General features: G+C 71.6%; 9 protein-coding genes. 4 read left to right on the top strand and 5 right to left on the bottom strand.

The window, feature by feature from the left end; translation table 11 throughout:
- Window positions 1-572 precede the first annotated feature (572 nt).
- The gene (locus GT354_RS17910; RefSeq protein ID WP_161357310.1) at window positions 573-728 is read right to left on the bottom strand and encodes a hypothetical protein; all 156 of its coding nucleotides are present in this window, start codon (window positions 726-728) and stop codon (window positions 573-575) included.
- 151 nt (window positions 729-879) lie between these two features.
- Complete coding sequence (locus GT354_RS17905; protein ID WP_161357309.1) at window positions 880-1,737, bottom strand: phytanoyl-CoA dioxygenase family protein; 858 nt, start codon at window positions 1,735-1,737, stop codon at window positions 880-882.
- Window positions 1,738-2,150: 413 nt separating this feature from the next.
- Here GT354_RS17905 and GT354_RS17900 point away from each other — a divergent pair, with 413 nt between their 5' ends.
- A complete protein-coding gene (locus GT354_RS17900) occupies window positions 2,151-2,840 on the top strand; it encodes an MOSC domain-containing protein (protein WP_161357308.1) in 690 nt (229 codons plus the stop codon).
- A 204-nt stretch (window positions 2,841-3,044) separates the two neighbouring features.
- Window positions 3,045-4,109: a DUF2332 domain-containing protein gene (locus tag GT354_RS17895; RefSeq protein WP_161357307.1), complete on the top strand. Its 1,065-nt coding sequence runs from the start codon at window positions 3,045-3,047 to the stop codon at window positions 4,107-4,109.
- Between the two features lie 49 nt (window positions 4,110-4,158).
- Here the strand turns inward: GT354_RS17895 and GT354_RS17890 are convergent, their stop codons facing one another.
- A complete protein-coding gene (locus GT354_RS17890; protein ID WP_161357306.1) occupies window positions 4,159-5,589 on the bottom strand; it encodes an amidase family protein in 1,431 nt (476 codons plus the stop codon).
- Window positions 5,590-5,647: 58 nt separating this feature from the next.
- Complete coding sequence (locus tag GT354_RS17885; RefSeq protein WP_161357305.1) at window positions 5,648-6,292, bottom strand: LysE family translocator; 645 nt, start codon at window positions 6,290-6,292, stop codon at window positions 5,648-5,650.
- A gap of 193 nt (window positions 6,293-6,485) precedes the next feature.
- Between GT354_RS17885 and GT354_RS17880 the strand changes: the two genes are divergently transcribed.
- Complete coding sequence (locus GT354_RS17880; RefSeq protein WP_161357304.1) at window positions 6,486-6,845, top strand: S26 family signal peptidase; 360 nt, start codon at window positions 6,486-6,488, stop codon at window positions 6,843-6,845.
- Window positions 6,846-6,946: 101 nt separating this feature from the next.
- Here the strand turns inward: GT354_RS17880 and GT354_RS17875 are convergent, their stop codons facing one another.
- A complete protein-coding gene (locus GT354_RS17875; RefSeq protein WP_161357303.1) occupies window positions 6,947-7,312 on the bottom strand; it encodes a peptidoglycan-binding protein in 366 nt (121 codons plus the stop codon).
- Window positions 7,313-7,665: 353 nt separating this feature from the next.
- Between GT354_RS17875 and dhaK the strand changes: the two genes are divergently transcribed.
- A partial coding sequence (dhaK, locus tag GT354_RS17870) for a dihydroxyacetone kinase subunit DhaK (RefSeq protein ID WP_161357302.1) occupies window positions 7,666-9,145 on the top strand: 1,480 nt, incomplete at its 3' end.

Raw genomic sequence — 9,145 nt, 5'->3', positions numbered from 1 at the left:
CTGAGGGGGCCGGGGGCGGAGCGGGGCAGGGGGTTGAGGGGGCTGAGGGAGGAAGAGGCAGGCAGAGGGCCCGACGACTGCGCGTGCTCGCGCCCAATCGCGGTGTGCCCTCGCGGGCGGGCGAAGAGACGACGACCGCGAACGGCAGGCCGTCCTGTGGTCGGCCGGCGGATCTGGGGCGACGTTCGGCCGGTGGAGCAGTCGTCGAGCAGGTCGGGACCCGCCTCGCTCAGGACGGTGGCAAGCCGGTCGGGCGAGCGGTAGAGGGCGAGCAGGAGCCTACGGAAGGTGATCGGCGCGTCGGCGTCCTGGCCGTAGGCGACGACGAACGTGCTTCTCCGCAGTCGAAGGCGATTGGGTCGACGCGTTCGAGAGTGTGCTCGGTGAGCAGGATTCGGGTGATGCCGCTCCATGCGTAGCCGTGCGGCTCGATGCCTTCGGCCTCGAAGATCGGCAGGGCATCGGCCCCCTCCGACCGGATGAGGCCGAAGCCCACCGAGTCCGCTTAACGCGCCGAATGCACGGGTGTCAACGTCTCCATGCGCGGGACGGTATCGCCACTGCCGGCAGGGTCAGATCGAGCCGCGCGGCGGGTTGCCCTGGCCGCCGGATCCGCCACGACGGCGGGAGAGGCGGTCGCGGACGATGCGTCGGCCACGGTCGACCTGCTGGGGGTTGCGGCGGATGTAGTTGCGGATCTTCGTGATCGTCTTCGACAAGGAACTCATGCCGTGATCCCTCCCTGGGCCCGCACAGGCGGGGACCGGCGTCCCCGAGGGCGCCGATACGAGGGTTGTGCCCGGAGTCCGCCCATCTACGCCGCAGGCGCGGACCGGAACGGGCGCAATCGGGCAATCGGGCACTTGGGGCAATCGGGCACTACAGTCCGCCCGTGTCCAAAAGCCGTTCCGGACCGGCCAGTTCGACCGTACCCAGGTAGCCGCCACCGGTGGCCGTTCCGTCGTGGGCCGTGTAGCCGAGCAGCGTCCGGGCGTGTGTGGACATCGTCCGTACCCGATCCGGTCCGACCACCAGGTATTGGTTCTCCTCGGTGCGCAGCCATCCCGCGCAGTAACTGATGTGGATCCCGCGCCGCCACGTGTCGCGCGTACTGTTGGTGCCGCCGGCGTGGATCGTCGAGCCCAGGTAGAGCACGGCCGAGCCGGCCGGCATCTCGGCGACGGCCAACTCGCTTTCCAGGGGGCGGCGTTCCCACGGCCATTGGTGGCTGCCCGGGGCGACGACGGTGGCGCCGTTGTCGGCGGTGAAGTCGTTCAGCGCCACGACCGAGGAGACCTGGATCTGCCCGGCGGAGGCCGGTACGTGGTGCCAGACCAACTGGTCGCGGTGTAGATATTGGCGCTGCGCCCCGGGGCCTCGGTCCATCACGTGGCCGATGTTGAGAATGTGCTGTTCGCAACTTGCGCCCAGGACGGCCCTGTTGACCCCTTCGTACACGGGATGGACCAAGACCTCGTCGACGAACGTCGAGGACTTGCCCGCGAGTCCGGCCACGTGGCGCACGTGGTCGCCGAAAAACGCGGCGACCAGGTCGTTGACGAACTCGCCACCGTGGCCGGGGCGGGCGTCTCCGAGCAGCGGGTCCAGTTCGCGGTTGAACCGCTCCAGTACGTCCGGGGCCAGGAAGTCCGTCACGATCACCGCGCCGTCGCGTTCCATGGCCGCGACGATCTGCGCTGTCGGCGTCCCTGAGTGCAGACGTGCCAGATCTGTCATCAGGTTCTCCTCGTTCGGTTCTTCGCTCGGCCGTCCTTCAGGGCGACAGTCATCGCGTCAACGAAAGAAGTCAAGAGAAGTCAATGACAGTCAAGAGACGTCAAGGGAAGTGAAGAGAAGTCGAGAGAGAACCAGTCGAGCCGAGCGGCCCGAGGGTGTCGGACAGGGGAGAGGCGACTGGGATCGCCGGCATCGTGTTGTGGTCTTTACGGTGGAGTTCGGCTGTCAGTGACCGGAGGGAAGCCGAGCGGGGCGGCGGCCGGCATCGACCACGTGCCTCTTGGGTCCGCGAGGCGCCGCGATATGTTTCGGGTTCCGACCCGACAGATGTTTGGGGTTCGAACCGTCACGCGACGACGATCACACACCATCCGACCCCGAGGCGCGGGGTTTCTTCCCCGGGAGTCCACGCCATGCCCCACATACAGTCCGTCAACCTCGCCCACCCGCGTCCCAACCGCGCCAAGCCGGATGCCGTGTTCACCGGAATCGACAAGCGCCCGGTCGCCCACCCGGTCGAGGTACGCGCGCCCGGGCCCAACGAGGGCGGGCTCGGCAGCGGGCTCGTCGGCGACGGTGTGTTCGACCGGCGCAATCACGGCGGCGACGATCAGGCCGTCTACGCCTATTCGCGGGAGAACCTCGACCTGTGGGGGCACGACCTCGGCCGAGACCTCACCGACGGGCAGTTCGGCGAGAACCTCACCACCGTCGGCGTCGACCTCGAGGCCACGCTGATCGGCGAGCGCTGGCGGATCGGCGCCGACGGCCCGCTGCTGGAGGTGTCGGTCCCGCGCATTCCGTGCGCGACCTTCGCGTCCTGGCTTGACGAGCGCCGCTGGGTCCGCAGGTTCACCGAACGCGCCCTACCCGGTACGTACTTCCGAGTGCTCGAACCGGGCGAGATCCGCGCCGGGGACGCGATCACCGTCGAGCGTCGACCCGACCACGACCTCACCGTCGGCGAGTGCTTCCGGGCGCTGACCCTGGAGCCCGACCTGCTGCCACGCCTGGTCGACATCGAGGCGCTGGGGAGCGTGGCCCGCGAAGTAGCCCGCAAGCGCACCACCGCCACCTCCTCCGTCCCCGCAACCGACGCGTAACCCGCACCGCAAGGCAGCCAAGGCAGCCAAGGCAGCCAAGGCAGCCAAGGCAGCCAAGGCAGCCAAGGCACCCAGGAACCCAAGGCACCCAAAACACCAAGGAAACCACCCGGCGGCCGGAGGCAGTACCGGTACCGGTCCCCGCCGCTCGGGGGTTCCGAGCGTGCTCCTTCGCTTCGCCGCGCCACCAGGGAAGTCGAAACCATGTCACTCGATCAGATCACGGCGTTGCTGGAGCATCAGGCGAGGGCCTGCCGCATCCTCGGATCGCCGTTGTACGCAGCGCTGCTGCCGCTCGTCGGCCAGGACGTCCGAGACGGCGGGCCGTGCCGGGACGCGCTCGCGCCGTACGCGCGGGTGGACGTGGCCCTGGACGACGCCTTCCCGCTGCGCTTGCTGGGCGGCATCCACGCGCTCGCGCTGTCCGGCCGCGCGCCCGACCTCGCCGCGCACTACCCGAGCGCGGGCGGCGCGTTCGACCCCGATCGGCCCGACGCGGCATGGCCGGCGTTTCGCGCGGCCGTGGCCGCGTGGCCCGAGTGGACAGCGGACTGGCTGACCCGGCCGCCGCAGACGAACGAGGTGGGGCGGGCCTCGCTGCTGCTCACCGGACTGCTGTGGGCGCTGCGCGAAAGCCCCCTGCCGGTCCGCCTGTTCGAGCTGGGAACGAGCGCGGGACTGAACCTGCGGCCCGACCTGTTCCGCTACGAGGCGGCGGGCTTCGGGTGGGGCGCGGACGACTCGCCCGTACGGCTGACCCACACCTGGGAGGGGCCGACCCCCGCATGGCTGCACGACCCGCCGCCGCTGACCGTCGTCGCACGGCACGGCTGCGATCTCACGCCGATCGACCCGCGGTCGACCGAGGGCGCGCTCGCGCTGCGGGCCTACGTGTGGCCGGACCAGATCGCTCGCGCCCAACGCCTGACCGGCGCGCTCGGGCTCGCCGAGCAGGCGCCGGCTCGGATCGAGAAGACGGGCGCGGGCGACTTCGCCGAGGCGCTGCGCCTGGAGCCGGGCACGCTGACCGTGCTGTGGCATTCGGTCATGCGGCAATACGTACCGGCCGAGGAATGGGCGCGGGTGAGCGCCGCGTCGGATCGGCTCGCGCGGTCCGCGACGGCGGACGCGGCCTTCGCTCATCTCGCGTTCGAGCCGGCGAAAGGCGCCGCCTTCGCGCTCACGGCCCGACACGGCGCCGCGCCCGCGAAGGTGATCGCGTCGGCGCATCCGCACGGCCTGCCCGCACGGTTGCCGGCGGACGACTGAGCCCCGCGCCGCCTGGGCTGTCCGCGCCGTCCGCGCCCGCCCTCCGACGTCAGCCGGCCCCGACGAAGACCGGTGGAGTCCGATCGCGCCAAGGCAGTACCTGCTCCAGGTGGGAGGCGAGCCGCAGGAGGGTGTCCTCGCGGCCGTACGGCGCGACCAGCTGTACGCCGAGCGGGAGGCCGGTGGGGTCGGTGCCCAGCGGAAGGCTGATCGCCGGTTGCCCGGTGAGGTTGAACAGGGCCGTGAACGGGCCGTAGTCGAAGATTTCGGCCAACCACGAGCGGACCGTGTGCTTCGGGTCGTCGTAGTTCAAGGTGCCGTGCGGGGCTGGCGGCCGGCCCAACGTCGGGGTGATCAGCAGGTCGTAGTCGGTGAAGAAGGCGCCGACCGCGCGCGAGACCCGGTTTTGCGCGGCGAACGCGGACAGCAGGTCGAACGGGCCGAGTTCGCCCGCCTCGTGCAGCAGCCTGCGGGTGACCGCCTCCAGCTTGGCCGGGTCCGGCCTGCGCGGAGCGCCGAGCAGGGGCGCGGCGACGAACGCGACCACTTCCGGCACCATTGCGCGAAAGACGTCCTCCCAGTCGAAGGCCGGGCTCGCCTCCTCCACCACGTGGCCGCCTGACCCGGCGAGCAGTTCCGCCACGCGTAGCGTGGCCCGCGCCACGTCCGGGTCGACCGTGCCGCCCGACCATGCCCGCGTGGTCACCGCGATCCGCAACGGGCCGACCGGGGCGCCGAGTTCGTCGACATAGGGGCGCAGCGGTGGTGGAGCCGTGTACTTGTCGCCGACGCCGGGGCCCTGAATCGCGTCCAGGAAGTGCGCGGCGTCGCGGACCGTACGGGTCAGGCCGAAGTCGTAGGAGATGCCGAAGAAGGCCTCGTCCAGGTCGGGCCCGCACGGTGTGCGCCCCCGGCTCGGTTTGAGGCCGACCAGGCCGCATGCCGAGGCCGGGATCCGGATCGATCCCGCGCCGTCCGTGGCGTGTGCGATCGGTACGGCGCCGGCGGCCACGAGCGCCGCCGCGCCGCCGCTGGAGCCGCCCACGCCGCGGTCGAGGTTCCACGGGTTGCGGGTGATGCCGTACTTGACCGACTCGGTGGCGAAGCTGATCACCATTTCCGGCGCGGTGGTCAGGCCGAGGGTGACCAGGCCCGCCGCCCGGAACCGGGTCATCAGGTCGCTGTCGTGCGGCGGGACGATGCCCGGCAGCGCGCGGCTGCCGAGGAAGAACGGCACGCCCTTCGCGACCGGCCCGGAGTCCTTGATCAGGAACGGTACGCCCGCGAACGGCCCGTCGGGGGAGGGGGAGTGGTCGAGGGCCGGCTCGAACAGGGGCAAGGCGAGGCCGTTCAGCCGAGTGTTCGCCGCGTCGAGGGCGCCGCGCGCGGCGGACTCGACCTCGGCCGCGGTGACCTCGCCTGCGCGGATCAGATCGCGCAGGCCGACCGCGTCGTGGCGCGCGTACTCGTGTGCTTCCACCGGGAGAACTCCTTCGACGACGCCACCGACGCGGTAGACGGCGATGGTCCCGCTGCGCCTACACGGCGGCGGGCCGGGCCCGGTCGGTGGCCGGCTTGATCGCGAGCCCACCCAGGACGGTACCCATCACGTAGCGCTGAATCCGCAACCACGACGGCCGACGCGCCAGGAACACCGCGATCGTGCCCGCCGCGACCACCAGAAGCCCGTTGACGGTGAGACTGATGACGATCTGCACACTGCCCAGAACGAACCCCTGCAGGAGCACGTGTCCGGCCTTGGGCTCGACGAACTGCGGGATCAGCGACAGGTACATGATCGCGGCCTTGGGATTGAGCAGGTTGGTCACCAGGCCCATCGTGAACAGCCGGCGCCTGGAGTCGGGTGCGAGCTCCTGCGGGGTGAACACCGAGACTCCGCCCGGCTTGAGCGCCTGCCACGCGAGCCACCCGAGGTAGGCCGCGCCGGCGAGTTTGACCGCCACGTACAGCTCGGGCACCACGAGGAACACGGCGGAAAGCCCGAGGTTGGCCATCGACATGTAGATCACGAACCCGAGTCCGACCCCGAGCAACGAGATCATCCCGGCCCGGCGGCCCTGGGTGAGGCTCCGCGAAACCACGTACATCATGTTCGGGCCGGGAGTGAGCACCATCCCGAGCCCGACCGCGGACACACCCAGAACCGCACCTGTCTCGACCACTGTTCCCCCGCCGCCGTGCCCTGCCAAGCCCCCGAATCGCTCGATTCTGCTCGATGCCGTCTGCGAGCGGCAACTCGTTTGCCTCGGCGCTCGGGTCCGCGTCGCAGCCCGGCCCACCGCCCTACCTCGGCCGGGAGCGAAGGCCGAAATAATCGGTGGCCGTCTCGGAGCGCATCCGTCATCCTGTTGCGCGATGGGGATGATGGACAGCATTGCCGCAAAGGTGGCGCAGGGCGCCACCGTCGAGTTTCGCCCGCGCGGGGCCTCCATGGTCCCGCTGATCCGCAGCCGCCAACTCGTGACCGTCGCACCGGTGGACCCGGCCAGGATCGCCGTGGGGGACATCGTCCTCGCACGCGTCGCCGGGAAGATGTACCTCCATCTGGTGTCCGCGCTGGACCTCGCGCGCTCGCGCGTACAGATCAGCAACAACCGCGGCAGAGCCAGCGGTTGGACGTCCCACACGCGCGTGTACGGGATCTGTGTGGCCGTCGAGGGGACGCCGCGCCCGGGCGTGGCCGCGAAGGTGCGTGATCCGGTGCCGCGAACCTAGCGCCGTGACCGGTGGTCGCCGCGTCGCGCGTCGGCTGCCCGGCACGGGAGTTGCCGCCCGACGGCAGGGGGGCCGAGGCGAAGGGACCGGGTCACCGTGGCTCAGTGCAGTGACGGCACGACGCTCCAGCAGCCGATGGTGTGCCACGAGCCCGGGCCCGAGCCGATCTCCATGATCAGATACATCGCCTCGCCCACGATGGGGTCGACGACACCGTCTCGGGGAAGACCGAGGAGCCGTTCGAAGCGGCGGGTGTCGGCCTCGGTCTCGGGGCCGTAGACGCCGTCGGGATAGAACCTGGAGAAACCGGTCGAATAGTAGAGCGCCTGCACGCACTGGACCCCGAACCCGGGCGCCGAGCCCGGTCCGATGTCCGGCACCGCCGGGTCCGCCCCGGCCGGTGTGACGCCCGAGCCGGCGATGGCCAAGAGCGCGGCGGCGACGGTGAGGGTTCGCTTGATCCGCATGGTGCTCCTGTTCGACCGGCACGCGCACACGGCCGGCGGTGGGGGAACGGTGCCCGGCCGCAGCAGTGTGCGGGGTTCGGCGCGAGGTGGGAAGGCGGACGCGCGCTGACGACCCGTTCGGCAAGGGTCGATGCCCGGCCGGTCGGATTCGCCCCGAGTACGACCCGTGGCGGGCGCCCTGAGGAGGAACCACGCCCGCCACGGGCACCCTGGCGGGCGGTCCCGCGGCGTGCGGTCGACCATGCCCCGGAGCCTCGATGGGCCCTTCGGGTACACGCGCGAGCCGCCCGTCCGGTTGCCCGTGATGATGGGACGGGGGTTCGAAAGTCGCGCTTCCTGGTAGGGATCGTGCCATGAAGAAGCTGATCAACTCCGCACGCGACGTCGTGCCCGAAATGCTCGAGGGGCTGGCCCTGGCCAATCCCGACATCGCCCTGCTCGACGGTGCCGCCGTCGCCCTGCGCGCCGACGCCCGTGCGCACGCGGCGGCCGGCCGGGTCGCGGTGATCTCCGGCGGCGGCGCGGGTCACGAACCCGCGCACGCCGGATACGTGGGGCCCGGCATGCTCACCGCGGCCGTTTCGGGGGACGTGTTCACGTCGCCGTCCACGGATACGATCCTGGCCGCGATCCGCACGGTCGCGGGATCGGCCGGCGTGCTGCTCGTGGTCAAGTCGTACACGGGCGACCGGCTCAACTTCGGGCTCGCCGCCGAGTTGGCCCGTACCGAGGGCATCGAGGTCGAGACCGTCGTCGTCGCGGACGACGTCGCGCTCGCGGCCGGCGACGACACCGCGGGCCGACGCGGCATCGCCGGCACGGTGTTCGTGCACAAGGTCGCGGGCGCCGCCGCCGAGGCCGGCGCGAGCCTGGCCGAGGTCAGGTACGAGGCGCAGGAGGCGGCCCGCGCGGTCGGCACGATGGGTGTCGCGCTGACCCCGTGCACGGTGCCCGCCGCCGGGCGACCCGGCTTCGAGCTCGCGGACGACGAGGTCGAATTGGGCCTGGGCATCCACGGCGAGGCGGGCATCCGACGGGACAAGATGGCCACCGCCGACGCCTTCACCGTCGAACTGCTCGACCGGATCGTGACCGAGACGGGGCTGAGCGCCGGCGACCGCGTCGCGCTGCTCGTCAACAACCTGGGCGGCACCCCCACGATGGAACTCGACATCGTGCTGCGCGGCGCCGCGCACAACCTCGCGCAACGCGGCCTGGTGCTCGAACGCGCATGGCGCGGCTCGTTCCTGACCGCCCTGGAGATGGCCGGCGTATCGCTGTCGCTCCTGCGTGTGGACGACGCGCGACTGGCCCGCCTGGACGCGGTGACCACAGCCCCCGCATGGCCGACTCCCGTCCGGGGCCGAGTGGGTGAAATTTCCGTCGTGACGCCCCCGCCGGCACCGGCCGGTGCCGACCACGCCACCCCCGTCACCGCCCCGTCTCCGCTCACCCGCGCGGTCGAGGCGGTGTGCGCGGCCCTGATCGCCGCCGAACCACACCTGACCGAGCTCGACCGGATCGTCGGCGACGGTGACCTGGGCATCAGCCTGACCCGCGGCGCCGAGGCGATCCGCGCCGAGTTCCCCGGCTACGGCGGCGGTACGCCGGCCGTCGTCCTGCGCGGTCTCGCCGACACGCTGCGCCGCGCGCTCGGCGGTACGTCGGGTCCGCTGTACTCGGTCCTGCTCCTGCGCGCCGCCACCGTCCTGGACGCGGACACGTCGGCCCGAGGCTGGGCCGACGCACTCGCGGCGGGCGCCCGGGCGATCGGCGAACTGGGCGCCGCCAGGGTCGGCGACCGGACCATGCTCGACGCGCTCGTGCCCGCGG

The organism is Streptomyces sp. SID3343, from assembly GCF_009865215.1.
Lineage (GTDB): Bacteria > Actinomycetota > Actinomycetes > Streptomycetales > Streptomycetaceae > Embleya.
This window is presented reverse-complemented; position numbering and strand designations above follow the sequence as displayed.

What these genes read in the sequence shown, in the direction of transcription:
- GT354_RS17910 (WP_161357310.1), bottom strand. Translation starts at nt 728, where the DNA reads ATGAGTTCCTTGTCGAAGACGATCACGAAGATCCGCAACTACATCCGC.
- GT354_RS17905 (WP_161357309.1), bottom strand. Translation starts at nt 1,737, where the DNA reads ATGACAGATCTGGCACGTCTGCACTCAGGGACGCCGACAGCGCAGATC.
- GT354_RS17900 (WP_161357308.1), top strand. Translation starts at nt 2,151, where the DNA reads ATGCCCCACATACAGTCCGTCAACCTCGCCCACCCGCGTCCCAACCGC.
- GT354_RS17895 (WP_161357307.1), top strand. Translation starts at nt 3,045, where the DNA reads ATGTCACTCGATCAGATCACGGCGTTGCTGGAGCATCAGGCGAGGGCC.
- GT354_RS17880 (WP_161357304.1), top strand. Translation starts at nt 6,486, where the DNA reads ATGGGGATGATGGACAGCATTGCCGCAAAGGTGGCGCAGGGCGCCACC.
- GT354_RS17875 (WP_161357303.1), bottom strand. Translation starts at nt 7,312, where the DNA reads ATGCGGATCAAGCGAACCCTCACCGTCGCCGCCGCGCTCTTGGCCATC.